Here is a 24,395-nt window from a genome sequence, read left to right on the forward strand (position 1 = left end):
ACATCCTTAATTTTTCGAGTCAACACTTAATTTTAAACTTTCTTTCGAAGACTTAAAACCGAAGTTTTACTTAACTCTCTGCTACGTTGTTCAGCGTCTTTCGTTGCTGCCCGCCGTGTCAGTGGATGCGCATTATAGGGATTATCTGGAGGCCGTCAACGCTTTATTTCAGTTTTATTTAATTAATTTCAATTTTGTACAATAACCATACAAATAAAGGGCTGCAGGAGTATTTCAGCTCAAAAATCAGTCACTTTTATGTTCATTAAAGGGCAAATGAAAAAGCGATATACTTTAAAATCAGTCTATCGCTTTTATTTTACTAGTTGGATTACTTAGTGGAAATTTCCCACACAGCGATTGAGCCCGAGATTTCATTACCTACGACAAGTAATGCTTCATTCGTTGCACTTTGTTCTGCAGGTATAAATGCCATCCCTTCAGGGGCAAGATCACCGGTTATTTCTGCACCGGCTTCTAAGCCACGGTTAAAAAAGTAATCTTGGAATGTCACATTGTATGGATTAGTAATATCAAACACCATAATGCCACCCATACGCTCTAAACCAATAAATGCAAATGTACGCTCACCAATAGTACCCAGTGCTAATGCTTCAGGTTCAGCCCCTTTGTCATCTGAGCGGGTATCACCGGCATTTTCATCTTCATTATTGTTAAATGCTTCGCCGTGAACTGATGCGGTAATACGTGAAATTTGGTCACCAGAATCAAAAACCACCATGCCATTACTATCCCAAATAGAAAATGAGCGGGCTCCGTACGCATAGAGTGACTCGTATTCACCATCGTTATCTTCATCACCTTTAACTGTGGTCACTTTTAGGCGGCCAATATCAGTGTTGTCGTTGTTCAGATAATCAAAATTGCTTGCCAGCGTTAAGTCTTTAGCTCTGGTTTCATCTATATAAGATAAGCAGCCATCATCTTCATCATAGTCAAGACCACCTTTTGCTATACAATCAGCTTCGTCGGCTGTGTCAAAGAAGTATTCTCGTGCATCGCCTTCGTTAGCTGTAACGATGAAATTTGCACCTTTCCAGCTGAAACTAGCGATAGTATCGGGTTGATACATACCATATAAGCCTGGGTATGATTTAAAGTTCACCCCTCCATCTTTATCTGATGCATCAATGAGTAAATTAGACCAGTCTTTGAAGCCTAACCCTTTTAGCTCTAAGCTATTATTTTCCAAATTAACGATAGCCAGGGCATTATTTTCTTGTAGTGAAACGTAGGCAAACTTATTGTCTTTAGAGATGCTGATGTACTCAGGCTCTAAATCCATAGCTACGGTTGTATTAATTAGCTTGCCGTTGATTGTACGACCTGTCGGATTAGCAAAAACAATCCCTAATTCTTCAAGCTCTGCTTGTTTATCGTTATAGGCTGCGAAGGTGATGCTAATAGCAGTGTCAGCAATCACGCCATCATTGATGTTAATGATGCTAATTGAGCCTTCAGGATCAATACTGTAATCCCCATTCGGTTCGCCTTCGTTTGCAACCAGTACTTTATTACCATCATGGCTAAAGGTAACCATGTCGGGCAGGGCGCCTACAGATACATTCTTAATAAACTGAGGCTCGTCGCCACTAATATCATAAAATGCGATAAGCCCTGCATCACCCGTTGTTTTTGCAGCCATAGCTACAGCAAGTAATTCGTTATTTTCATCGATGGCGATACTGTTTGCATCACCCGCACTGTGCTCATTAAGAGACACGGTAATTGCAGAGGCTAAATTAGTGCCGTTTACAACGCCTTCGTTATCCTTTACGAGCGCAGCTCTGTCAAAGCTATCAGCCGGAATGATATTAACCACTGCAGAATCACCCGAACTATTAATTGCAAAAATTCTTTTTTTAGCCGCTTGATAGGCCACAATCTCTGCGGCACCTTCTGGGCTTTGTGCATTTAATACTGCACGGCCAATAAGATGAATATTTAAAGGTGAATGTGCATTAGTGCCATTAACACCATCTTGCCCTGCGGGACCTTGCTCACCTTGTAAACCATCTTTTCCATCATCTCCCTCTAATGAGCAACCCGTAAGAATAGACAACAGTGACAGAGCAAGCATTGATCTTTTTAACATTATTATTTTTCCTTTGTGTTGTATTTACTACATAACAACACACAGGCATGACAACAATATGGCATTTTTATGTGGACAAAATCCGGGCATAAAAAAAGCGAGTGTGAACTCGCCTTTTTCAATTAGGTATAATGCAGCTTACTGTTTTTTAACAGGGCGCTTCCAACCACTGAGATTACGCTGTTTACCACGCGCTACCGCCAGTTGTTCATCTTCAACAGTATTAGTGATCACAGAGCCCGCACCAATCGTTGCTGTTGAACCAATATTCACAGGAGCGACAAGCGATGAGTTTGAACCAATAAAGGCGTTATCACCGATGATGGTTTTTGATTTATTTACACCGTCGTAGTTACAGGTAATGGTACCCGCACCAATATTTACCTTTTCGCCGATTTCAGCATCACCTAAATAAGTAAGGTGGTTTGCTTTTGAGCCCTTACCTAAGCGGGTCTTTTTCATTTCGACAAAATTACCAATGTGAGAATCTTCTTCCATAATGGCACCAGGACGCAGTCGTGCAAATGGACCTAAAGTACATTTAGTCGCAACAGTTGCTTCTTCGACTAATGAATTGGCTTTAATAATAACGTTATCACCAATGGTGCAGTCTTTAAGTACGCAATTAGGACCTATTTGTACATTATTACCCAGTGTTACTTTACCTTCAAAAATAACATTAACATCAATAAGTACATCTTCACCCGTTGTTACTTCACCGCGTACATCAATGCGTGCAGGGTCGGCAAGGGTGGCACCGTTTAACATCAGCTCCTCTGCTTGCCATGCTTGATAAGCACGCTCAAGTGCCGCTAGTTGTACACGGTTGTTTGCGCCTTCAACTTCCATTGGATGCTCAGGTTGTGCAGAGGTGATTTCAACGCCTTCACTGTGAGCCATGGCAACAATATCTGTTAGGTAGTATTCACCTTGAGCATTGTTATTCGATAGGTTACTTAACCAACGTTTCAGTAATTCACCATTGGCAGCCATAATGCCAGTGTTGATTTCTTTAATCGCTAATTGCTCAGCGGTCGCATCTTTTTGCTCAATAATACCGACTAATTTGCCATTTTCACGCAGCATACGCCCATAACCAGATGGGTCGTCTAATGTTACTGTTAATACTGCAAGTCCGTTTTTAGGCGTAACAGCAAGTAACTTTTCTAACGTCGCACGTTTTGTAAGGGGAACATCACCGTATAAAATCAACACGGTATCATCATCAGCGATATGCTCTTTAGCGACCGCGACAGCATGGCCAGTACCAAGTTGTTCTTCTTGTAGCACCCAATTTACTTGATTATGAGAAAGGGCGGCTTGTAATTGATCGCGACCGTGGCCATAAACTAAGTTGGTCTCACGTGCGCCTAAGGCCGTGGCATTATCAATTACATGTTGCACCATCGGCTTTCCAGCCACTTTATGAAGCACCTTTGGAAGTGCTGAACGCATACGAGTACCTTTACCCGCAGCGAGAATAACGGTTGTCAGAGACATTAAAACAATATCCTTCTTTCTTTGTTTTAGTTGAGCTGTTAATGAGTGTAATAAGTAAGTCAACCTTGGTTAGGTAAGTCACGTCATGTGCAAATACTCAATCCTAATAAAGAGGACTGAACCTTAGATGAAATACTTATTCACATTTAATACACCACATTGTAACGGGCTTTGATGAAGGATATAAGTACTAAACGAAGAATAGGGCGCTTTAAACGAGTTTGCTTATACCATTGTGCTTAATTAAGTGGTCTATAATAATACTTAATCACTCAAAATGATTCAGTATTATTGCGGATTGATATTACATAAATGTTGAGTAAATTACAGGCACAAAAAAGCCCACATTAAGTGGGCTTTTACAAAACCGAGTAGGCTTACTTTTTGCGTAATTGTTGAATTACGCGAAGTTGAGCGATTGCTTCAGCAAGTTGCACTGCAGCTTGTTGATAATCTAACTCAGCAGTTGACGTATTCGCCATTTGCTCTTCAGCATCACGTTTCGCTTTTTCAGCCGCTTGCTCGTCCAGATCTTCACCACGTACTGCTGTATCAGCAAGAATCGTAATACGATCAGGTTGAACTTCTAGCGTACCGCCAGCAACATACATCACGTCTTCGTGACCAAATTGCTTAACTAAACGTACCATACCAGGTTTTAGGGCAGTTAATAATGGAGCGTGGCCATAGTTAACACCAAGGTCACCTTCACTACCACTTACTTGAATCGATTCAACCAGACCAGAGAACAAGCTCTCTTCTGCGCTTACTACGTCAAGATGTACAGTCATAGCCGCCATACTACCCTCCTAATTACATGCTTTTGGCTTTTTCTTGAGCTTCTTCAATAGAGCCAACCATGTAGAACGCTTGCTCTGGCATATCATCAAACTCACCGTTTAAGATACCTTTGAAGCCAGCAATTGTGTCTTTAAGTGACACGTATTTACCAGGCGCGCCTGTAAATACCTCAGCAACGAAGAACGGCTGAGATAAGAAACGCTGGATTTTACGTGCACGAGATACAACTTGCTTATCTTCGTCAGAAAGCTCGTCCATACCTAGGATTGCGATGATGTCTTTCAGTTCTTTATAACGTTGAAGAACTGTTTGAACGCCACGCGCTGTATCGTAGTGCTCTTGACCAATTACTAATGGGTCAAGTTGACGTGAAGATGAATCAAGTGGGTCTACCGCAGGGTAGATACCAAGTGACGCGATATCACGAGAAAGTACTACTGTTGCATCTAAGTGAGCAAACGTTGTTGCTGGAGATGGGTCAGTTAAGTCATCCGCAGGTACGTATACCGCTTGGATTGATGTGATTGAACCCGTCTTAGTTGATGCGATACGCTCTTGAAGTACACCCATTTCTTCAGCAAGTGTAGGCTGGTAACCTACCGCTGATGGCATACGACCTAGAAGTGCTGATACCTCTGTACCCGCTAGTGTATAACGGTAGATGTTATCAACGAAGAAAAGTACGTCACGACCTTCGTCACGGAACTTCTCTGCCATCGTAAGACCTGTTAACGCTACGCGTAAACGGTTACCCGGTGGCTCATTCATTTGACCGTATACTAGTGATACTTTATCTAGTACGTTTGAGTCGTTCATCTCATGGTAGAAGTCATTACCCTCACGTGTACGCTCACCAACACCTGCGAATACTGAGTAGCCGCTGTGCTCGATTGCGATGTTACGGATAAGTTCCATCATGTTTACGGTTTTACCTACACCGGCACCACCGAATAGACCAACTTTACCACCTTTAGCGAATGGACATACAAGGTCGATTACCTTGATACCCGTCTCTAAAAGTTCAACTGAACTTGATTGTTCTTCATAAGAAGGCGCTGCACGGTGAATAGACATACGCTCTTCTTCACCAATTGGACCAGCTTCATCAATAGGGTTACCAAGTACGTCCATGATACGACCTAGTGTCTTCGTACCTACTGGAACGTGGATTGGCTGACCTGTACCTTCTACTGATGTACCACGACGTAAACCGTCAGTAGTACCAAGTGCGATACCACGTACCACACCGCCACCTAGCTGTTGTTGAACTTCTAAAGTTAAACCCGCTAAGTCGCCATCTGTTACTTTTAGTGCGTCATATACGGCTGGCACGTTGTCTTGTGGAAATTCGATATCCACAACGGCGCCGATAATTTGGACGACCTTACCTAAACTCATGTCTATTCCTCTCATTAAACTTTGCCGAAGCGTTAAACTGCTGCCGAGCCGCCAACAATCTCACTGATTTCTTGTGTGATTGCAGCTTGACGAGCCTTGTTATAAACAAGCTGTAACTCATCCATAAGGTCGCCAGCATTATCAGTTGCAGCTTTCATTGCAACCATACGGGCAGCCTGTTCAGAGGCAGCGTTCTCAACTACACCTTGGTATACTTGAGACTCAATAAAGCGTACTAACAGAGCTTCTAAGATAGCTTCTGGGTTTGGCTCATATAAGTAATCCCAAGAATGTTGAGATACTTCTTCTTCAGCTTTTGGCAAAGGGAGTAACTGATCGATTGTTGGCTCTTGCTTCATCGTATTAACAAACTTGTTAAATACGACGTATAAGCGGTCAATTTTGCCTTCAGAGTATGCATCTAGCATCGTTTTTACAGGACCAATAACGTCTTGTAATGAAGGTGTATCTCCTAAGTTCGCCTTTTTAGCGACTAACTTACCGCCGAAACGTTGGAAAAAGCCTGCTGCTTTGCTACCTAAAGTAGTAAATTCAGCATCAACGCCTTTTTCTTTCCACGCTTTCACGTCTAGGGCAACTTTTTTGAACTCGTTAGAGTTCAAGCCACCACATAGACCACGGTCAGTAGAGATAACAATATAACCAACTCGTTTTACTTCACGCTCTTCTAAAAAAGGGTGAGTAAAATCAAGATTTGCTTGAGCAACACGACCAATCACTTTGCGTAAGTTTTCAGCGTATGGACGGCTTGATGCCACACGTTCTTGCGCCTTTTTCATTTTAGACGCAGCAACCATTTCCATTGCGCTGGTGATCTTTTGAGTATTCTTGATACTCCCGATCTTGCTTTTAATCTCTTTTCCGCTGGCCATGACTCTCTCTCCGAATCAGGTGGGCTTTAGTTGCCTAAAGCTCACCATTCATAACTAAATTACCAAGTTTGCGTCGACTTGAACTTCTCTAGAAGTTCTTTAAGTTGCGCTTCAATCTCAGCGTTGTAGTTACCAGTTTCATTGATTTGAGCCATTAGCTCTGCGTATGTGCTGTTTGCATAAGAAATTAAGCCCGCTTCAAAGTCACCGATTTTCGCGATTTCGATGTCTTTTAGGTAGCCTTTTTCAGCTGCGAATAGCGACAGAGACATTTCAGCAACAGACATTGGTGCGTACTGTTTCTGCTTCATTAGCTCTGTTACGCGCTCACCATGCTCTAATTGAGAACGTGTTGCATCGTCAAGGTCAGACGCGAACTGCGAGAACGCAGCTAATTCACGGTACTGAGCTAACGCTAGACGGATACCACCACCTAGTTTCTTAACGATTTTAGTTTGCGCTGCACCACCAACACGCGATACCGAGATACCAGCGTTAACAGCTGGACGGATACCTGAGTTGAATAAGTCAGTTTCTAAGAAGATCTGACCATCGGTGATAGAGATAACGTTTGTCGGTACGAACGCAGAAACGTCGCCGCCTTGAGTTTCAATGATTGGCAATGCCGTCAGTGAACCTGTTTTACCTTTCACTTCACCATTAGTGAACTTCTCAACGTAATCAGCGTTTACACGTGATGCACGCTCTAGAAGACGAGAGTGAAGGTAGAATACGTCACCTGGGTATGCTTCACGGCCTGGTGGACGCTTAAGTAGCAATGAGATTTGACGGTAAGCAACAGCTTGCTTAGATAAATCATCATATACGATTAATGCGTCTTCACCACGGTCACGGAAGTATTCACCCATAGTACAACCAGCAAATGGTGCTAGGTACTGAAGTGCCGCAGATTCAGAAGCCGATGCAACCACAATAATTGTGTTTTCAAGTGCACCGTGCTCTTCTAATTTACGTACTACGTTAGCAATTGTAGATGCTTTTTGACCAACCGCTACGTACACACACTTAACGCCTGTGTTCTTTTGGTTGATGATTGCATCGATAGCTAAAGCAGTTTTACCTGTTTGGCGGTCACCGATTACAAGCTCACGCTGACCACGACCAACTGGGATCATCGCATCGATAGATTTATAACCAGTTTGAACTGGCTCATCTACTGATTGGCGCTCGATTACGCCTGGTGCGATTTTCTCAACAGGTTCAAAACCGTCGTTATCTAAAGCGCCTTTACCATCGATAGGGGCACCTAGAGTGTTAACAACACGACCAAGTAGACCACGACCAACAGGAACTTCTAAAATACGACCAGTTGATTTAACTTTTACGCCTTCTTTAAGGTCTGCGTATGGACCCATAACTACTGCACCTACTGAGTCACGCTCAAGGTTTAGTGCGATAGCATAACGGTTGCCAGGAAGCTCAACCATCTCACCTTGCATACAGTCAGCTAGACCGTGGATGCGGATGATACCGTCTGTAACAGATACGATAGTACCTTCGTTACGAGCTTCACTTACAACTTCGAACTGCTCAATACGTTGTTTGATCAGATCTGAAATTTCAGTGGAATTAAGTTGCATGCTCTTTTTCCCAATTACGATTGTAGTGATGTAGCTAAGCGGGCTAACTTGCCGCGTACTGAGCCGTCAATTACAGTGTCACCCGCCTTAATAATAAGGCCGCCAACAACTGTAGCGTCTTCACTACAATTCAGCTTAACTTTGCGTGCGAAACGTTTTTCAAGTGCCGCTACCAATGTTGCTTGCTGCTCGGCAGAAAGCGGTGTTGCAGAAACCACGTCTACGTCGGTTTCTTTATCGTAATCCGCTTTTAATTCAGCGAATAACTCTGCAACAGCAGGCAGTGCAACTAAACGACCATTTTCAGCCATTACCTTAACTAGGTTTTGGCCTTGTTCGTTGAGCTGCTCTGCACAGATCTTAATAAAAAGACCTGCTTTTTCAGTAGCAGTAGGCAATCCAGCTAGCGCAGCAGCGGCTTGCTCATTGCTGGCAACTTGGCCAGCAAAGAACAGCATGTCGTTCCAACTTTCAACAGTGCCTTTTTCAACAGCAAGTTCAAAAGCCGCTTTAGCGTATGGGCGAGCGATAGTAGCCAATTCAGACATGCTCATACCCTCCTAATTACAGCTCAGCGACAAGTTTTTCAACGATGTCACTGTGTGCGGCTTGATTGATTTCGCGCTCTAGAATCTTCTCAGCACCAACCACGGCCAGAGTTGCTACTTTCTTACGTAGCTCTTCTGTTACACGGTTACGCTCTGCTTCGATTTCAGAGTGCCCTTGAGCAATAATTTTTTCACGCTCTTGTTGACCACGAACAGTTTCTTCGTCAACGATAAGCGTGGCACGCTTTTTAGCTTGTTCAATGATATCAGCCGCTTGAGCTTTTGCCTCTTTAAGCTGCTCAGCAGCTTTCTTTTGCGCAAGTTCTAAGTCTTTTTCGGCTCTATCAGAGGCAGCTAAACCATCTTCGATTTTCTTCTGGCGAGCTTCAATTGCACCATTTAGTGGTGGCCATACGTATTTCATACAGAAAAGTACGAATACCGTAAATGCAATTAATTCACCGATAAGAGTGGCTGTTAAGTTCACGACCGCTCCTCCTTAAAATAGTAAGCTGTTCAAAAAATAATATTAAAGTACGAACAACAATACCATTGCGATACCAACACCGATCATAGCTACGGCATCGATTAGACCAGCAAGGATGAACATCTTAACTTGTAGTGAAGGTGCAAGCTCTGGTTGACGCGCACATGCTTCTAGGAATTTACCACCCATGTTACCGAAGCCGATAGCAGTACCGATTGCACCGAAGCCGATAAGTAGAGCAACAGCGATATACTTAAGACCTAATACTAGTTCCATTTTTTTCTCCAAAGTTTCAATTGTAAATTAAAATTAAATTTTAAAAGTGTAAAAATTAGTGATTATCTGAGCTTGCCATGCTTAGGTAAACGATTGTAAGCATCATAAATACGAATGCTTGTAGCACGATTACTAAGATGTGGAATGCGGCCCAAATAAAGTGCAACGGTAGTTGCATTAAACCAACAGCGCCGATCAAGATGAAAATCAACTCACCAGCATATAAGTTACCGAATAAACGCAGTGCTAACGAGAACGGCTTAGCAACTAAAGCGATTGTTTCTAGTAATAAGTTACATGGGATTAAGAACACCATCATCAGCTTGTTTTTAGAGCTAAATGGGTGCAGTGTTAGTTCCGCTAAGAAACCGCCAATCCCTTTGATTTTAATTGCGTAACCGATCATCAGAATGAATACACCAATAGCAAGTGCAGCAGTCATATTGATGTCTGTTGTCGGTACAATTTTCATGTATACGTCGTGAGAGTCCATACCAAATGCTTGCTCACCAACGAAGCCAGCGAATGCAGGTAGGAAATCAACCGGGATCAAGTCCATTAAGTTCATTAAGAACACCCAAACGAAAATCGTTAGAGCTAATGGAGCAATTAAACTACTTTTGCCGTGGTAAGTATCGCGTACGTTGTCGCCAACGAATTCAACGATCATTTCAATGAAGCATTGAAATTTACCAGGTACACCGGTATTTGCTTTTTTAGCGGCACTACGGAAGATCCATAAAAATACAAGACCTAAACCGATTGACCATGCGAGGGTATCTATGTTCCATGTCCAGAAGCCACTGTCCGCACACGCTTTATTGAAGGCTAGACCAGCGTCGGTCGAGCACATCTTAGCATTGGTTAAGTGGTGCTGAATATGGCTTGATAGAGTTACTTCTTCTGCAGCCATGTTATATCCCAAAAGTTAATGATTAAAAAAAACGGGTGCGAACAATCCGCTAAATAACACCAATACATACACACAAAAAAATGGTAATAAAACGACCGTGTAAGACTTCAGTATCAGTGCAAACAACACAATTGTTAGCATAAATTTTAATCCGTTGCCGCGCTTTAGCGAGGCATACACTTGATTTGTCCGACTTGCACCCATATATCTGAATGCATAAACGACAAATACAAAATTAGGGAGTAGTGCAACAGCTCCGCCAGCAAGCGCTGACTGGCCGGCATTGACTCCCCAACCTACAAAAACAATTACTGCAGCGATTATCGCTACGATACCCTGAAGACAAATTAATTTAAATGCGGCAAGCCTATATGGCTTTGCTAACCTATTAGTCACGTTTTATTAACCTTAAGAACGTTCATATTGTCAGGGTATGAAAACTGGCGAAATTATACTGATTCCTACCAGTTTTGCAACTTGAGTCGACCCTTTGTAGCGCAAAAACACCACAAATGTCTCTTTTTGGACATGTTATTAATTAATGACGGGAATAGTCTTAATTTATACGGCTTAAAATGCCATCTAACTCATCAAAGCTTGTGTACGAAATAACCAGCTTGCCTTTGCCTTTTTTGTTGTAGTTAATTTCTACTTTAGCCCCTAAATTCTCGGCAAGTTTTTGCTCTAACTGTTTGACATCTGGATCTTTTTCGAGCACTTCTTTTTGAGGTGCGGGCTCTAAAATTGAACGAACAAGCTTTTCAGTTTCACGCACAGTTAACGCTTTTGCGACAGCTAATCGCGCCGCATCTGACTGCGCTTCACCTTCAAGTGCTAATAAACAACGTGCATGACCCATTTCAATGTCGCCATGCTCTAACAGTATTTTAACATCTTCGTTAAGATTATTTAGGCGTAGTAAATTAGTCACTGTGGTACGAGATTTACCAACAGCTTCGGCCACTTGCTGATGAGTAAGCTCAAACTCATTCAATAAACGATTAAGTGCAATGGCTTCTTCCATTGCATTTAAATCTTCGCGTTGAATATTTTCAATAAGTGCAATAGCAACAGCCGCTTCATCAGGTACGTCTTTGATAATACAAGGTACGCTATCTAATTTAGCTAATTGAGCAGCACGCCAACGACGTTCACCAGCAATAATTTCGTATTTATTTGCACCAATAGGGCGCACAACAATAGGTTGAATTATGCCTTGCGCACGAATCGAGCTTGCAAGCTCTTCCAATGCTTCTTCAGACATGTCTTTACGTGGTTGATATTTACCTGACTGTAAAAACTCAATCGCTAATTTTTGCAGTTCACCTTTATTTTGCTCTGCCACAGCATCTGATACAGGCTCTGTTGTTACTGCATTTTGTTGCTGATTATCTGCACTTGGGGCAGGTTTTGATGAACTTAATAAAGCGTCGAGTCCTCGGCCTAAACCGCGTTTTTTAGCAGACATGTTATTTTTTTACCTCAAAGTTAGGCTACTGCTGAAGATGTTTTCTCTTTTCTACGTAACATTTCACCGGCAAGGGCTAAGTATGCTTTTGCACCACTTGATGCGCGGTCATAATACATGGCAGGGGCACCAAAGCTCGGCGCTTCTGCTAAACGGACATTACGTGGGATAACGGTACGATAAACTTTATCGCCAAAATGTTGTTTTAATTGTTCAGATACGTCATTTGCAAGGCGATTACGCGGATCATACATGGTGCGTAAAATACCTTCAATTGTTAACGCCGGATTGACCAACTTCGACAGCTGAGTAATGGTGTCCATTAATGCAGTTAAACCTTCAAGGGCATAATACTCACATTGCATAGGCACTAAAATAGAATCAGCTGCTGCCATCGCATTAACCGTTAGCATATTCAGTGAAGGTGGGCAGTCAATAAAAATGAAGTCGTATTGGTCTTGCACTTTTTCAAGGGCATTACGTAAACGCACTTCACGGGCAAATAATTCCATCAATTTAACTTCAGCTGCTGTGACATCGCCATTAGCTGCAATTAAATGATATTCACCTGACGTTTCTTTATTGATTACTTCTTCGATTGGGGTTTCTTCTATCAATAAGTCATAAATAGTTGCAACGTCACCGTATTTATCGACACCGCTGCCCATGGTCGCGTTCCCTTGTGGGTCAAGATCGATTAATAACACTTTACGCTTTGTCGCGGCCATAGAAGCCGCAAGATTTACAGCGGTGGTTGTTTTACCAACCCCCCCTTTTTGGTTTGCTAATGCGATGACTTTTGCCACAGTGCTCTGATCCCTAGTCTTTAGATAGAATAATTAAATGCCTTTGCGCATCTAACTCAGGTACTTCCAAGCTAATTTTTTCGTCAAACTTTATACCCGCTGGTAATGAGTCAAGTTCGTCGCTCGGAAATACACCTTTTAAGGCGATAAATTTACCCGAATGATCAATCAAGTGCGAACACCAGTCAACCATATCTTGCAAAGAGGCGAATGCACGACTTAATACACCATCTAATTTAACACTTGGTTGATATTCTTCAACTCTAGACTGTACAGGGGTTACATTTTCAAGACCCAGTGCGTGTTTTACCTGCATCAAAAAGCGTACTCGCTTACCTAAACTATCTAACAAAATAAATTGTGTGTCAGGTAAAGCAATGGCTAATACGATACCCGGTAAACCCGGACCGGTGCCAACATCAATGTAATGTTTGCCTTTTAGGTGTGGCGCAACAACTAAGCTATCCATAATATGCTTAATCATCATCTCTTCAGGTAAGCGCACCGATGTTAAATTGTACGCTTTATTCCACTTGTCTAATAATTCAACATACTGAACGAGTTGCTGCTGTTGTTTTTCTGTTAGCGCAATATCAGTTTGCGCTAACAGTGACGTTAATTGTTGTTGTAACACTGTATTCCTTACCAACTACGCAGTCTTACGTAGTAAGCCTTGCTTTTTCAGATATACTAATAATAGCGAAATAGCAGCAGGGGTGATACCTGAAATACGTGACGCTTGACCAATTGTGTCTGGACGACTATCTGTTAATTTAGCAACAACTTCATTTGATAAACCAGAAACCGTTGAGTAATCAAAGTCTTTTGGTAATACAGTTTGCTCATGACGCAATTGTTTATTGATCTCATCTTGCTGACGAGCAATGTAGCCTGCGTATTTTGTATGGATCTCAACTTGCTCAAGCGCAGCTTGGTTATTAAATTCAGATCCTAATCCTTCAATGGTCATTAAATCGTTATAACGAATTTCAGGGCGACGGATCAGATCCTCTAAACTCGCTTCACGCGTCAGTGGCGTTTTTAATAATGCGTTTACTTGATCAACCGCAACATGATCCTTATGGATCCACGTTTCTTTTAGGCGTTGCGATTCTTTCTCGATAATCTCCATTTTTTCATTAAATGCAGCCCAACGAGCATCATCAACCAAGCCTAATTCACGGCCTTTTGCAGTTAAACGAATATCAGCATTATCTTCGCGAAGTAATAATCGGTATTCTGCACGGCTGGTAAACATACGGTAAGGTTCTTTTGTACCTAACGTCGCTAAATCGTCAATTAATACCCCTGTGTATGCTTCATCACGACGCGGAGTCCAAGGCTCTTTACCTTGTACTTGCAATGCGGCGTTCATACCAGCAATTAACCCTTGAGCACCCGCTTCTTCATAGCCAGTGGTGCCATTAATTTGGCCAGCAAAGAATAACCCGTTGATAAATTTAGTTTCTAATGATTGTTTCAAATCACGAGGGTCAAAGAAGTCATATTCAATTGCGTAACCAGGACGACAAATATGTGCATTCTCAAAGCCAGTAATTGATTGCACAATTTCAAGCTGAACATCAAACGGTAAACTGGTAGAAATACCATTTGGGTATAATTCGTATGATGTTAAACCTTCAGGTTCAACAAAAATTTGGTGTTTGTCTTTATCAGCAAAACGAACAATCTTATCTTCAATAGAAGGGCAGTAACGTGGGCCAATACCTTCAATAACACCTGAATACATAGGTGAACGATGTAAGTTATTACGGATCACGTCATGCGTTTTTTCATTCGTATAAGTGATATAACATGGGATCTGCTGTGGATGATCCGATTGCTTGCCCATAAATGAAAACACGGGTGTTGGTGTATCACCTGGCTGTTCTTGCATTTTACTGAAATCAACAGTACGCGCATCAATACGTGGAGGTGTCCCCGTTTTTAAACGATCGACTCTAAAAGGTAATTCACGTAAACGTTGTGCCAGAGCAATTGATGGTGGATCACCTGCGCGACCCCCTTTAAAGTTTTCTAAACCGATGTGGATCTGGCCACCTAAGAAAGTGCCCACTGTAAGCACAACAGTAGGGGCGCTGAAGCGAAGTCCCATTTGGGTAACAACACCGAGTACACGTTCACCTTCAACAATAAGATCATCACATGATTGCTGGAAGATCTTTAAATTTTCTTGGTGTTGTAAAGTATGTTGAATAGCCGCTTTATACAAAGCACGATCAGCTTGTGCACGAGTTGCTCTAACCGCAGGGCCTTTTGATGAATTTAAAGTACGGAATTGAATACCGCCTTTGTCAATGGCTTGTGCCATTGCACCACCGAGTGCATCAATTTCTTTAACCAAATGACCTTTGCCAATGCCCCCAATAGCTGGATTGCATGACATTTGACCAAGGGTATCCATATTATGTGTTAGCAATAGGGTATTCATACCCATGCGAGCAGAGGCTAATGCGGCTTCAGTACCTGCATGTCCACCACCGACAACAATAACATCAAAACTTTCGTGAAAAATCATTTATGGATCCTACTTAATCGACCAGCAAAACTTTGTAAAGGGAGCGTATTCTACCTAGAAATTTAGAGAAGATAAATGATTAAACAGTGCTCAAGATCTAAGTGGGTGATCTCTAATAATATAAAGGATCTTTTAAAGAGATCTTTTATTACTCTTACTACTACTGAAGCGGTTTTCTGTTGATAATGTTTAGTTCTATATTTAAAACATGATCTTAAGTCAGATCCAAAGGTGTTAATATGATCGGATCTAACCGCTAACAAGCTCTGATCAAAAGACCTATTTATACACAGGGCAATATCGAATGGATCTTATCCAATGGATAAACTAGGTTAAAAACGCAGGTAAATCAGTGTTTATCCACAATCTGATCTAAATTATCAGTAAATTGTGGGTAACTTTTTTAATAGATCTTGCCACTCTATACTTTAAAGACCCACAGACTTGATCCAGCTGGGTAGCCAGGCTAAGGCCGTATCTTCTGGCAGTTGTTCATCTAATATATTTAGCTCTAAACGTTCTGCTACGCGGCTTGCGCCTTTACTTATAAATAAATCATCAATATGACGGCCTGCGTAGTTATATGTGTCGTAACTGGTGTCACCTAAACCTATAACACTGTACTTTAATCCTTTTAAATCAATTTGTTGGTTAACTGATTCAATAAAAGGAAGTAAGTTTTCAGGGTAATCACCGGCACCATAAGTCGATGTGCATAATAGCCAGATAGTGTCTTGTTGATCGATATCATTGAAAACGGGTTGTTCATGAAGCTTTACTTGAATCCCTTGTTGTTCAAGGGATTCAGCGAGCTGCTCTGCAACATATTCGGCAGATCCCATTTGACTACCCACAATGATATTTACTGATTGCATGTCGTTGATCGTGTAATGAGTTAAGTGGGCACATAATAACGAACTTGTAGTGTGAGTAAAGTGTTGAATTACGATCTGAATAAGTTTTTATGTTCAAAAATCACTCTTTAATTTTTATTTTGTTTTAAGTTTTTGATTTATAATGTTTTTAATTTATTTCGCTAATTTAAAGTCGTTGATCAAGCTGTTAGTAAATTTGGGGAAAGTTCTGATCAAGGCTATTTTCTAGACGTGCATAACTTTGCTAAGTGATTGATCTTTAAATATCTGAATTGAAAGAATCGCTCAGATCGGGGGGAGGTATTTGGTGAGATCGTTTTGTGGATAGATCGCTTGTTGATAACGATCGAATTGTATTTTTCGATCGGTAAATTCGATCGAAAAAAACGAAAAATAAACGAAAAAATTAGTTTTTAAAGGTAAAAACCTCTAAAAAACTGCCATATTTACTCTGAATAACAAAAATGACAGTGATAAATAGTGATCGTTTAGCTGTTTAGATCTAAAAACAGGCCAAATGTGGATAACATTTTTACCAATCGCCGATCTAAATTGTATTTAAGATCAGCTTTATGGCTGGTGGCTCGTTATTTCCAAGCTGTGTTAAGTGTTTTTTTAGCGTTTCACCAACAAGATCATATAGAGAATTCCCCAAAGAAAATCGTTTAACCCCACCAGCAAATGCTATTTTTGGGCAGTTAAAATCTGCCATTGCCATCACATTTATTGGAATATTAAGTGCGTTAACCAGCATTTTTATCTGTTCAATTTTGCAAAGTCCAGGTACAAACACACCGTCTGCTCCTGCATTTTCATAGGCTTTTGCTCGTGCTAATGTCAGCTCATAGGGATCTTTTTCTATTAAATATGTGTCGGTTCTGGCATTAATAAAGAGCTTTTCGAAGCCATTTTCATCCAGAGTTTGCTTTATTTTCTCTATAATAGTGCACTGTTGATCAAGCGATCTTAACTGTGATGTTACTTTGTCAGAGTCTTCTATATTTATACCTACAACCCCTAACTTGGCTAAGCTAAGTACATGCTGGCTAATTACGTGTGCGTCGTTACTATAGCCTGACTCAATGTCTACAGATAAAGGGATAGTGAGGTGATTGATGAGTGTTTTGACCAGCGATAGTAGGTAACTAAATGGGATCTTCTCACCATCTTGTAAGCCATAACTTGCGGCAATTCCCCAACTTGTTGTTGCAAGGGCTTTTGCTCCTGAAGCTTGAATAAATTGCGCTGAGCTTAGATCCCATGCATTAGGTAATACAAAGCCTGTTTGTTGCTTATGTAATTGATGAAAAATGTGATATTTATCCATGATGTCCTCCTATAAATGACATCAATAGATTAATGAGTGTAAGATTTATTGCTGGCTGTATTCGGCACTGAACCTGTTAATGAAAGTGCAGTTTATGAACAAGAAAAGAGTCTTGCGACTCTTTTCTAATAATGATGACCGGCGTTTATTTACCGATACAATAAGTAAAAAAGCTAATAAAAACAGTTAGTTTATACATTGTTGGTGGGTCTGTGGTGGCCCACTTTCGCATTAGAAAATATCGTGCAAGTAAACTAAAGGAAAGTAAGCCCGATCACCAAGTTTAATTATCTATAGTTTATAGATGCTTTCTTGTTGAGTGATTCAGCCTTTTTTTTGATGAAATCACTTTCGTTTATATCACCTTTTATCTTGTTACCAAGAAGCCATTGATCAAGCTCTAACCTATCGAAGAAGATCTTTTTACCATTAGGTTTTGCATGAGGAATAATGCCTTCATGGGTTAGTTTATAGATGTAGCTTTTTGCCATACCTGTATAAAGTGCGCATTCGTCAACTGTTAATGCGGCTTTGTTGCATAAGTGACTTTTCAAGATCATCTCTTCAATTGTATTTCGGATATCTGGTAATTCGTCATTCTTACGTAGTGCATCACTTATATCATTTTTCATGGTCTACTCTCTTAAATCTCTTGGGAAAACGGGAATTTTGGGAAAATCAAATTAATTCATAACGTTAAGTTGGGAAATAAACTTGGGAAAGTGCTTCATCTAAAGCTAAATCAGCCACAATTTGTTGTGGTAGCACTTTAAAGTAGCGACCACCAGGCGGCCCACCTGCGATTACTTTCTTGAATGTTCCTCGACCTTCACGGCTTTCCAACCAATGATTTTTACACATTAGTTTAATCGTATGAGAAATATCATTTCTATAACTAACCTTTAAGCCTTCCATAAATGCATCACGAGTTACGAACCAAGCAAGCTGACCATCTTTTTCTATTGCGTAGCCGTAGTTATCACCTAAAAACTTACCTTCAGGTAATAATTTTCGACGCCAAAGTTTTAATGCATAAGGTAATTGTTTTATTAACTTGTTATCTTCTGAATCACTAGAAGAGCCACGTATTTCGAGCCAAGCATCAAATGCTTCTTTTGCGCTTTTTTCAGCAAGGCCTTTAGGCCAAGGCATAAGCCCAGCTAAAGTTGCTAATTCACCGCTCACTCCATGTAACGCAAATCGTTTTGCTGCTTCAATAACCTGATTGCCATTATTTTCTTTTGTTATTTCCCAATGGGTTAACATCGTTTTGATATTGCGATTTAAAAGAGTAGGGAGATCATCAATAGTACTTAAGTGATCAACCCATTGTGGCATAACAGTGCCATGATTTTCGTTAACAGCTTTCCAAATAGATTCAGAAAAGTCATTCATGTTGTTATGACCATAAAGATCGTCATAAGCACCATGTTGCCTTTGAATTGGAACTTCTAAAAAGCGGATTTCTTGACCTGCTTTTACGCCTTTATGTATTGATGAAAGCTTTTCTTCTAGCCCCATTTCACCGGTACTTAAGAATATAAGTCTCCACTTTTTTCGCTGGCTTTGAGAGCCATCTTTATTACTGCGCGATTTCGACATACCATTAGCTATTGTATAAATGGACTGATCGACGACCTCAGGGTCTACCTGATGCAGTTCATCCAAGCAAAGTAGTAAGTTATTATGTTCCACTGCTATTGCTTCTAATCCATTAGCCGTGCTTCTCCATGCATAATAGAAGTCAGTACCTGAGTACAAGCTTGCAGCCATTATTAAGGTCGTTGTTTTAGACGCTTTGGACTTGCCAAATAAGTGAACACCACAGCTGGGCCAGTTTAACCAGTGGAGTAGAGGGGCACATAACCCTGTACAGACAGTAAATGCAAGTAATGGGTTGTTTATACAAAGACTACCAACCTCTTTTTGCCAACTAGATAAGGTACCAGCGGAACTTAAAAAATCAGCTTCTTTTGTGCCTGAGTAGATAACTTGCTCATCCCCATTACTAATACACCAGCTGGGTGTAACAAAGCTATTATTAAGCCATCCTGTTTGAGTCGCGCTTTTATATCGCTTTTCTGGCCTTGCTTGAATAAGGTAGGAAATTATTGGGTCCCAAATACCTTTACGGCTTGATAGTGCAAGCCCTGTATCTACAAGTAATTCTTTTAACACCTTACCTTGATCATTAATTATGTGGCGCCGTGGTATCAGCTTGCGTATGCAAATACCGTCTAAGTTTTTCCACTCAACAAGCAAGCCGTAGTCTCGAGTACTGTTACCTCCTCTTGAAATGCCAAGCACTTGAATTGGGCCACACAAGAACCTTGGTTCTGAGTCAGTTGTAGGTGTGTAAAATAACCCTGAATCTCGTAATTCATACATGTTAGTAGTTACCTTCTAGTTTCTATTGGTTTCGGTTGTTTTCTCAAAACCAATTCAACCACGAAGGCAACTCTTAATTCCCTGAAAAGGGGGGGTTAGTGAAAGTGGGTTTTTTTTGGGTACGGGTGGCGAGTAAAAAGCTCAAGTGGCTTGAAATTAGGCATGCCTAATTGGAAATAAGATTCCAGATATCAAACTCAAAGAGTTTCTGAACTACGGTTTGTTATTGATAATAAGTCACAGCTATACTATATTGGTATTGCTTTGAGATGAGGGTTTACCAATTAGGCTCAAAGGCTTATAACATGTTGTCAAGTACTATCGGAACGCCAAACAAGGCCAACGATACGAACGATAAGAACACATGGACTAAGGTTGTCTTAATACAAATAGATGCCTCCTGGTTAATAGTTATATTATAATTCATGTCTAACATTACGCGGCTACGTATTTCAAGATGGTTACTTGAGTAACTTGGTTAAGCCGAGGTAAGGCGATTGGAATTGCCGCAGTTCTAAGTCTGCCTCGGTTTTGCTAGAGAGTTTATTATGGATGATGATACCCCTAGTTGGTATAGAAGTAGAGGATACCTTCACTTTGATGTGCCTGTCGGCAAGAAAAAAGCTATTCACATAACAACTAACCCAAACTACATAAAAAGACATTCATTTTATCCTTTTATAAATTATGCGGTTAGTTCAAAAAAAATAAATAAAGATAAGTCAACTGGTAAGATTTTAGTTAAAAATAAAGAAAGACCAATTGCTTACTCCTCCCATTTAGATAGTCATATATATGCTTTTTACTCTGAAAAATTAAATGCTCTTTATGAAGACAAGCTATTAGAGTACGGGCTTGAAAAATCTGTGTTGGCATTTAGGAGTTTGGGTAAAAGCAACATAGATTTTGCTTATGAAGCATTCATTAAAATTAAAGAAATGGGTGAATGCTGTGCGGTAGCGTTAGATTTCTCTAAGTTTTTTGATACTTTAAATCATGACTTATTGAAAAAGTCATGGTGTAAACTTATCAACAAAGAAAAGCTTCCCTCGGATCACTTCAATGTTTTTAAGTCCATAACTAAGTTTTCGACTGTAGATAAAATGGACCTTTATGAGTTATTTTCAATTTCCAAAAGTAACCCTAAAATTAAGCATAAACAAATATGTTGTGCCAAAGACTTTAGAAATAAGGTACGAGATGGGGGGCTAATAAAGTCTAACTTAAATGATTATGGTATACCCCAAGGTTCTCCTATAAGTGCGCTTCTATCTAACATTTATATGCTGGACTTTGATTTGGAAATGAAAAAGTATGCAGATATTCATGGAGGTTATTACTTTAGGTACTGTGATGATATGCTTTTCATTATGCCTAAAAGACTGAAAAAGAATGTTGCAGGATTTGCTGAAAAACATATCAAAAAGTTAAAAGTACACATTAACCCACAAAAGACAGAAATTAGACAATTTAATAAAGTTGGTAATACCCTTGAAGCTGATAGTCCTTTGCAATACTTAGGTTTTATCTTTGATGGTGAAAATATTTATTTACGCTCTTCTTCTTTGGCCCGCTATTCAGAAAAAATGAGAAGAGGAGTCAGCTTAGCCAAACAAACGATGAGGAAGTACAATAATATCAGGGCTATGAAAGGGGCAGATGAAAAAGATCTATACAAGAAAAAGCTTTACAGTAGATACACTCATCTTGGAGGGCGTAACTTTATTACTTATGGTCTTAGGGCTGCTAACAAAATGAATAGTAATACTATAAAAAAACAACTGAAGCCTCTATGGCGTCGTTTTCATGAAGAGATAGAGAAAGATTAGCTCTTTATAGATTAGTCGTCTTTCACTAAGTTTAGTTTGTATAAAAAGGCAAAGAAGGCAACTAAACCTAAGATTAGAGCACAACCTACAAAAAGCGGTATCATTAGCTAAATCTCCCTTCTTTAATTGCTTCAAATAGATCATGCTTTAATTTGTCGTAGTGGCGAGTAGCGCGGATAGCCAGCACCATTAACACCCATATTTGAAACCATTCATAATCAGTCATAAGTACACCTTAATGTTTCGTATTACCCAAGTAGATATTACCTTCCCAATTGCAAAGCTCTAAAATCCAGTTACTAATCTTCAACCGTTTAGTTGGATTTAGACCTGTGAAAGGAAAGAAAACCTGAGCGCTACGATTTTTAAATGCGGAAAAGGACTCCAGTCGAATATCCCAAATATCGTCATGTTCATTCATAACATCAAATGCAAACGCTTTTTGTGTGGTTAAAGCAACGAACATCTCTTCTTCCGTTTCATTGCGAAGATTAAGCTCTAAACCTAATGGCTCACACTCATCCTCGATACCAGCTAAGCGGATCTTCAGCTCATCATATACAGGCTTAAATGGCCAAAGCTCTTTATTTGTCATCATTTCCCCCTTTAAAATTAGGCATGCCTAATTTACAGATAGGTATCGTAGAGCTCGCCACGCGCTTTAGCGTCTTCAGCTTCTGCGCGAGTCATCTCTTCACCATCAGCTATAATGTTACCCATACCATCATCCAATTCATCTAGCTGATCATTTTCTTCAGAAACTGATAGCAAAACATCAACAACGCCTAATGCCACCAACCCTGTTACTTTTAACGCTTTTTTCCACATAGGAGACTCCTAAAATTAGGCATGCCTAATTTGGTTGATAATTGAGCTTGCTTTTAGTTAAGCCAATAAATCCTTTTAAATCAATATGGAAGATGTCTCACACGTTAAAATTTGAAACACTAAAAACAATAACTTTCATGTGGTTATAGTAAATTATTCAAAATCTATACTTTTACTTTTTTCAAAAAATAAGAATAAATAACTAGCTTTTTGCTCAATAATTGCCATCCTATTAATGCTTAACTTATAAGCGTTAATTTTTAAATCAATCTGATGGAGTAGAATTATGGCTGTTAAACATGTGCCAACTGGAATTGTTCACAAAGGAAGTAAAGGTGGAACAACAGGATGTGGTTTTGATACTAAAAAGGAAGCTACCCATTGGGTAGACTCTCACTCTAAAATCAATTGCGATAAAAACGGATGTAAAAACTGAGGGTTAGTAGATCAATAAACTAGGGCGATGTTAGTGTATTCGCCCATTCAAAATTAGGCATGCCTAATTTTAACTTCCCAAGTAAGCATAGGTTATCTTCAAACGTTCATGACCTAACTCTTGGCTAATTTGCTCTCGGACTTTGGTATCGTGATCATAATTGGCGGGCGACAGCTCTTTTCTATGCGGGCCGCCGTCAGCAGGGCATTTCCAACCTGTAAGCTCTAAATAACGCTCCCTTGCGTAATGGTGACGTAATCCGTGATTTTTATTTAATCCTACACGAACAGTTTCTCTGTCATACTCGCGCATTTGATCCACATACATTCGCTCAGGTTCAATTAGTGCGCCTTTGGTAACGACAGCAATATCACGTATGAGCTGTCGTTGAGATTCTTTTAAGATCGGAATTTTGCGGTATTTACCACCTTTAGCCCATGAGCCTTTTATTTGTAGAGTGTTAGCATCTATCAAAGAATAGGATAAGCTAAATTTCATACACTCTTCTTTTCTAAGCCCAAACTCTTGTTGTAAACGCAGGGAAAGCTTGATCAAGTCACTCTTGATCTTGGCATGCTTATCCATGTCTAACGTTTTTGACTTGCCAATGGGGTTGTTACGAACTCTTGGAATGCCGTAATCATCATTGCTACGTGAACAGATATTAGGTTTACCTATTTTTTCGGCAATCCAACGTAAGGCGGCCATTCTGTTTTTAATCGTTTTTGGTGCTAAACCTTCATCTTGCCAACGCGTTACAAGGTGATTGATATGTTTGGTTTTAAGACCTGATGGATCTCTTAATCTATAACCATGGCTAAGTAGTTGTGCTGCTGCAAGGTTTAATACTTTGCTACGGGTAGCTCTAGTGCTAAAGCTACTTTCGCGGTGTGTGTCGTTTACCATTTGGTGAAGTCGATATCCTAATTGGCTCATTTCATGTTCCTCATAAATTTAAAAAGTAATTTTGAAAGTATTGAGAAAAACACCAAACCGAAGACCAGGGGGCGAAATGCCAAAATAGGTAAGTTTTAAAGCCATATGAACGGTGCGTAACCGAGCATATTGTCGAAAGACATAAAGGCTAACTGGTCTAAAGCAACAAAGCTGAGCCGTGTGATTTCTGTCGAAATACAAGCGCGGACTACTGTGGTTTATATTTGTGTTGTTTATAGGGGGTGGTCGTATGACCCATAATGCTGCGAATGCAGCTCCTCAGGAACGTGTTACGGGCAGTGAGTACGCCCTTTTTCTTGATGCTCATTTCGAGCTAGTTCATAAATAAAATTATCACAGTGATCAGAGATTGCAACACCTTTTTGACACGCTCAAATCTCCATCCCTCTTCTGGCCCTGCAATTTTTCA

The 24,395-nt window shown here is 40.3% G+C and carries 25 protein-coding genes; 2 read left to right on the forward strand and 23 right to left on the reverse strand.

Annotation, left to right across the window (positions count from 1 at the left end; translation table 11 throughout):
- Positions 1-331 precede the first annotated feature (331 nt).
- The 19 genes from JIG41_RS16515 to JIG41_RS16605 form a co-directional block, all read right to left on the reverse strand.
- Positions 332-2,116, reverse strand: coding sequence for a choice-of-anchor I family protein (locus JIG41_RS16515; protein WP_036973720.1), 1,785 nt, complete (start codon positions 2,114-2,116; stop codon positions 332-334).
- A 138-nt stretch (positions 2,117-2,254) separates the two neighbouring features.
- Complete coding sequence (gene glmU, locus JIG41_RS16520) at positions 2,255-3,616, reverse strand: bifunctional UDP-N-acetylglucosamine diphosphorylase/glucosamine-1-phosphate N-acetyltransferase GlmU (RefSeq protein WP_065978286.1); 1,362 nt, start codon at positions 3,614-3,616, stop codon at positions 2,255-2,257.
- 377 nt (positions 3,617-3,993) lie between these two features.
- Positions 3,994-4,416, reverse strand: coding sequence for a F0F1 ATP synthase subunit epsilon (locus JIG41_RS16525; RefSeq protein ID WP_036973718.1), 423 nt, complete (start codon positions 4,414-4,416; stop codon positions 3,994-3,996).
- Between the two features lie 13 nt (positions 4,417-4,429).
- On the reverse strand, positions 4,430-5,815 hold the full coding sequence (gene atpD / locus JIG41_RS16530; protein WP_036973717.1) for a F0F1 ATP synthase subunit beta: 1,386 nt from the start codon (positions 5,813-5,815) through the stop codon (positions 4,430-4,432).
- 32 nt (positions 5,816-5,847) lie between these two features.
- Positions 5,848-6,708: a F0F1 ATP synthase subunit gamma gene (gene atpG, locus JIG41_RS16535; protein ID WP_036973716.1), complete on the reverse strand. Its 861-nt coding sequence runs from the start codon at positions 6,706-6,708 to the stop codon at positions 5,848-5,850.
- A 59-nt stretch (positions 6,709-6,767) separates the two neighbouring features.
- A complete protein-coding gene (gene atpA, locus JIG41_RS16540) occupies positions 6,768-8,309 on the reverse strand; it encodes a F0F1 ATP synthase subunit alpha (RefSeq protein ID WP_036973715.1) in 1,542 nt (513 codons plus the stop codon).
- A 14-nt stretch (positions 8,310-8,323) separates the two neighbouring features.
- The gene (gene atpH, locus JIG41_RS16545; protein ID WP_036973714.1) at positions 8,324-8,857 is read right to left on the reverse strand and encodes a F0F1 ATP synthase subunit delta; all 534 of its coding nucleotides are present in this window, start codon (positions 8,855-8,857) and stop codon (positions 8,324-8,326) included.
- A gap of 16 nt (positions 8,858-8,873) precedes the next feature.
- Positions 8,874-9,344 carry a F0F1 ATP synthase subunit B gene (atpF, locus tag JIG41_RS16550; RefSeq protein ID WP_036973713.1) on the reverse strand — a complete coding sequence of 157 codons (471 nt, stop codon included), beginning with the start codon at positions 9,342-9,344 and terminating at the stop codon, positions 8,874-8,876.
- A gap of 42 nt (positions 9,345-9,386) precedes the next feature.
- A complete protein-coding gene (gene atpE, locus JIG41_RS16555; protein ID WP_004335261.1) occupies positions 9,387-9,620 on the reverse strand; it encodes a F0F1 ATP synthase subunit C in 234 nt (77 codons plus the stop codon).
- 55 nt (positions 9,621-9,675) lie between these two features.
- The gene (gene atpB, locus JIG41_RS16560; protein ID WP_036973712.1) at positions 9,676-10,533 is read right to left on the reverse strand and encodes a F0F1 ATP synthase subunit A; all 858 of its coding nucleotides are present in this window, start codon (positions 10,531-10,533) and stop codon (positions 9,676-9,678) included.
- Between the two features lie 15 nt (positions 10,534-10,548).
- Positions 10,549-10,929, reverse strand: a complete 381-nt coding sequence (locus JIG41_RS16565; protein WP_036973711.1) for an ATP synthase subunit I — start codon at positions 10,927-10,929, stop codon at positions 10,549-10,551.
- 160 nt (positions 10,930-11,089) lie between these two features.
- Positions 11,090-12,001 (reverse strand): ParB/RepB/Spo0J family partition protein, encoded by a 912-nt coding sequence (locus JIG41_RS16570; RefSeq protein WP_036973710.1) that lies wholly within the window; start codon positions 11,999-12,001, stop codon positions 11,090-11,092.
- A 20-nt stretch (positions 12,002-12,021) separates the two neighbouring features.
- A complete protein-coding gene (locus JIG41_RS16575; protein ID WP_036973709.1) occupies positions 12,022-12,807 on the reverse strand; it encodes a ParA family protein in 786 nt (261 codons plus the stop codon).
- A 13-nt stretch (positions 12,808-12,820) separates the two neighbouring features.
- Positions 12,821-13,441 carry a 16S rRNA (guanine(527)-N(7))-methyltransferase RsmG gene (gene rsmG / locus JIG41_RS16580; protein WP_036973708.1) on the reverse strand — a complete coding sequence of 207 codons (621 nt, stop codon included), beginning with the start codon at positions 13,439-13,441 and terminating at the stop codon, positions 12,821-12,823.
- Positions 13,442-13,456: 15 nt separating this feature from the next.
- Entirely contained in the window at positions 13,457-15,346 is a 1,890-nt protein-coding gene (gene mnmG / locus JIG41_RS16585; RefSeq protein ID WP_199525107.1) for a tRNA uridine-5-carboxymethylaminomethyl(34) synthesis enzyme MnmG, read from the reverse strand.
- Positions 15,347-15,774: 428 nt separating this feature from the next.
- Positions 15,775-16,221: an FMN-binding protein MioC gene (gene mioC, locus JIG41_RS16590; protein WP_065978284.1), complete on the reverse strand. Its 447-nt coding sequence runs from the start codon at positions 16,219-16,221 to the stop codon at positions 15,775-15,777.
- Between the two features lie 547 nt (positions 16,222-16,768).
- Positions 16,769-17,548, reverse strand: coding sequence for an isocitrate lyase/phosphoenolpyruvate mutase family protein (locus JIG41_RS16595; RefSeq protein ID WP_074989745.1), 780 nt, complete (start codon positions 17,546-17,548; stop codon positions 16,769-16,771).
- 287 nt (positions 17,549-17,835) lie between these two features.
- Positions 17,836-18,180 carry an excisionase family DNA-binding protein gene (locus tag JIG41_RS16600; RefSeq protein WP_199525108.1) on the reverse strand — a complete coding sequence of 115 codons (345 nt, stop codon included), beginning with the start codon at positions 18,178-18,180 and terminating at the stop codon, positions 17,836-17,838.
- A 64-nt stretch (positions 18,181-18,244) separates the two neighbouring features.
- Complete coding sequence (locus tag JIG41_RS16605) at positions 18,245-19,936, reverse strand: DUF927 domain-containing protein (protein ID WP_199525109.1); 1,692 nt, start codon at positions 19,934-19,936, stop codon at positions 18,245-18,247.
- A 548-nt stretch (positions 19,937-20,484) separates the two neighbouring features.
- On the opposite strand from JIG41_RS16605, the gene drt2 reads away from it, so the two are divergent.
- Positions 20,485-21,765, forward strand: a complete 1,281-nt coding sequence (drt2, locus tag JIG41_RS16610; RefSeq protein WP_199525110.1) for an antiviral reverse transcriptase Drt2 — start codon at positions 20,485-20,487, stop codon at positions 21,763-21,765.
- A gap of 103 nt (positions 21,766-21,868) precedes the next feature.
- Here the strand turns inward: drt2 and JIG41_RS23105 are convergent, their stop codons facing one another.
- Genes JIG41_RS23105 through JIG41_RS16620 form a run of 3 tightly spaced genes read right to left on the reverse strand, consistent with a single transcriptional unit; the run spans position 21,869 to position 22,593 of the window.
- Positions 21,869-21,991: a hypothetical protein gene (locus tag JIG41_RS23105; RefSeq protein WP_275668343.1), complete on the reverse strand. Its 123-nt coding sequence runs from the start codon at positions 21,989-21,991 to the stop codon at positions 21,869-21,871.
- Positions 21,992-22,000: 9 nt separating this feature from the next.
- On the reverse strand, positions 22,001-22,363 hold the full coding sequence (locus JIG41_RS16615) for a hypothetical protein (RefSeq protein WP_239982414.1): 363 nt from the start codon (positions 22,361-22,363) through the stop codon (positions 22,001-22,003).
- A gap of 29 nt (positions 22,364-22,392) precedes the next feature.
- Complete coding sequence (locus tag JIG41_RS16620) at positions 22,393-22,593, reverse strand: hypothetical protein (RefSeq protein ID WP_024601501.1); 201 nt, start codon at positions 22,591-22,593, stop codon at positions 22,393-22,395.
- Between the two features lie 286 nt (positions 22,594-22,879).
- Between JIG41_RS16620 and JIG41_RS16625 the strand changes: the two genes are divergently transcribed.
- Positions 22,880-23,029: a hypothetical protein gene (locus JIG41_RS16625; protein WP_006793968.1), complete on the forward strand. Its 150-nt coding sequence runs from the start codon at positions 22,880-22,882 to the stop codon at positions 23,027-23,029.
- A gap of 69 nt (positions 23,030-23,098) precedes the next feature.
- Here JIG41_RS16625 and JIG41_RS16630 read toward each other — a convergent pair whose 3' ends face one another.
- Positions 23,099-23,965 carry a phage integrase N-terminal domain-containing protein gene (locus tag JIG41_RS16630; protein ID WP_199525111.1) on the reverse strand — a complete coding sequence of 289 codons (867 nt, stop codon included), beginning with the start codon at positions 23,963-23,965 and terminating at the stop codon, positions 23,099-23,101.
- Positions 23,966-24,395 lie beyond the last annotated feature (430 nt).

This window comes from Pseudoalteromonas sp. bablab_jr011 (assembly GCF_016464045.1).
Taxonomy (GTDB): domain Bacteria; phylum Pseudomonadota; class Gammaproteobacteria; order Enterobacterales; family Alteromonadaceae; genus Pseudoalteromonas; species Pseudoalteromonas lipolytica.

What these genes read in the sequence shown, in the direction of transcription:
- JIG41_RS16515 (WP_036973720.1), bottom strand. Translation starts at nt 2,116, where the DNA reads ATGTTAAAAAGATCAATGCTTGCTCTGTCACTGTTGTCTATTCTTACG.
- glmU (WP_065978286.1), bottom strand. Translation starts at nt 3,616, where the DNA reads ATGTCTCTGACAACCGTTATTCTCGCTGCGGGTAAAGGTACTCGTATG.
- JIG41_RS16525 (WP_036973718.1), bottom strand. Translation starts at nt 4,416, where the DNA reads ATGGCGGCTATGACTGTACATCTTGACGTAGTAAGCGCAGAAGAGAGC.
- atpD (WP_036973717.1), bottom strand. Translation starts at nt 5,815, where the DNA reads ATGAGTTTAGGTAAGGTCGTCCAAATTATCGGCGCCGTTGTGGATATC.
- atpG (WP_036973716.1), bottom strand. Translation starts at nt 6,708, where the DNA reads ATGGCCAGCGGAAAAGAGATTAAAAGCAAGATCGGGAGTATCAAGAAT.
- atpA (WP_036973715.1), bottom strand. Translation starts at nt 8,309, where the DNA reads ATGCAACTTAATTCCACTGAAATTTCAGATCTGATCAAACAACGTATT.
- atpH (WP_036973714.1), bottom strand. Translation starts at nt 8,857, where the DNA reads ATGTCTGAATTGGCTACTATCGCTCGCCCATACGCTAAAGCGGCTTTT.
- atpE (WP_004335261.1), bottom strand. Translation starts at nt 9,620, where the DNA reads ATGGAACTAGTATTAGGTCTTAAGTATATCGCTGTTGCTCTACTTATC.
- atpB (WP_036973712.1), bottom strand. Translation starts at nt 10,533, where the DNA reads ATGGCTGCAGAAGAAGTAACTCTATCAAGCCATATTCAGCACCACTTA.
- JIG41_RS16570 (WP_036973710.1), bottom strand. Translation starts at nt 12,001, where the DNA reads ATGTCTGCTAAAAAACGCGGTTTAGGCCGAGGACTCGACGCTTTATTA.
- mnmG (WP_199525107.1), bottom strand. Translation starts at nt 15,346, where the DNA reads ATGATTTTTCACGAAAGTTTTGATGTTATTGTTGTCGGTGGTGGACAT.
- mioC (WP_065978284.1), bottom strand. Translation starts at nt 16,221, where the DNA reads ATGCAATCAGTAAATATCATTGTGGGTAGTCAAATGGGATCTGCCGAA.
- JIG41_RS16595 (WP_074989745.1), bottom strand. Translation starts at nt 17,548, where the DNA reads ATGGATAAATATCACATTTTTCATCAATTACATAAGCAACAAACAGGC.
- JIG41_RS16600 (WP_199525108.1), bottom strand. Translation starts at nt 18,180, where the DNA reads ATGAAAAATGATATAAGTGATGCACTACGTAAGAATGACGAATTACCA.
- JIG41_RS16605 (WP_199525109.1), bottom strand. Translation starts at nt 19,936, where the DNA reads ATGTATGAATTACGAGATTCAGGGTTATTTTACACACCTACAACTGAC.
- drt2 (WP_199525110.1), top strand. Translation starts at nt 20,485, where the DNA reads ATGGATGATGATACCCCTAGTTGGTATAGAAGTAGAGGATACCTTCAC.
- JIG41_RS23105 (WP_275668343.1), bottom strand. Translation starts at nt 21,991, where the DNA reads ATGACTGATTATGAATGGTTTCAAATATGGGTGTTAATGGTGCTGGCT.
- JIG41_RS16615 (WP_239982414.1), bottom strand. Translation starts at nt 22,363, where the DNA reads ATGATGACAAATAAAGAGCTTTGGCCATTTAAGCCTGTATATGATGAG.
- JIG41_RS16620 (WP_024601501.1), bottom strand. Translation starts at nt 22,593, where the DNA reads ATGTGGAAAAAAGCGTTAAAAGTAACAGGGTTGGTGGCATTAGGCGTT.
- JIG41_RS16625 (WP_006793968.1), top strand. Translation starts at nt 22,880, where the DNA reads ATGGCTGTTAAACATGTGCCAACTGGAATTGTTCACAAAGGAAGTAAA.
- JIG41_RS16630 (WP_199525111.1), bottom strand. Translation starts at nt 23,965, where the DNA reads ATGAGCCAATTAGGATATCGACTTCACCAAATGGTAAACGACACACAC.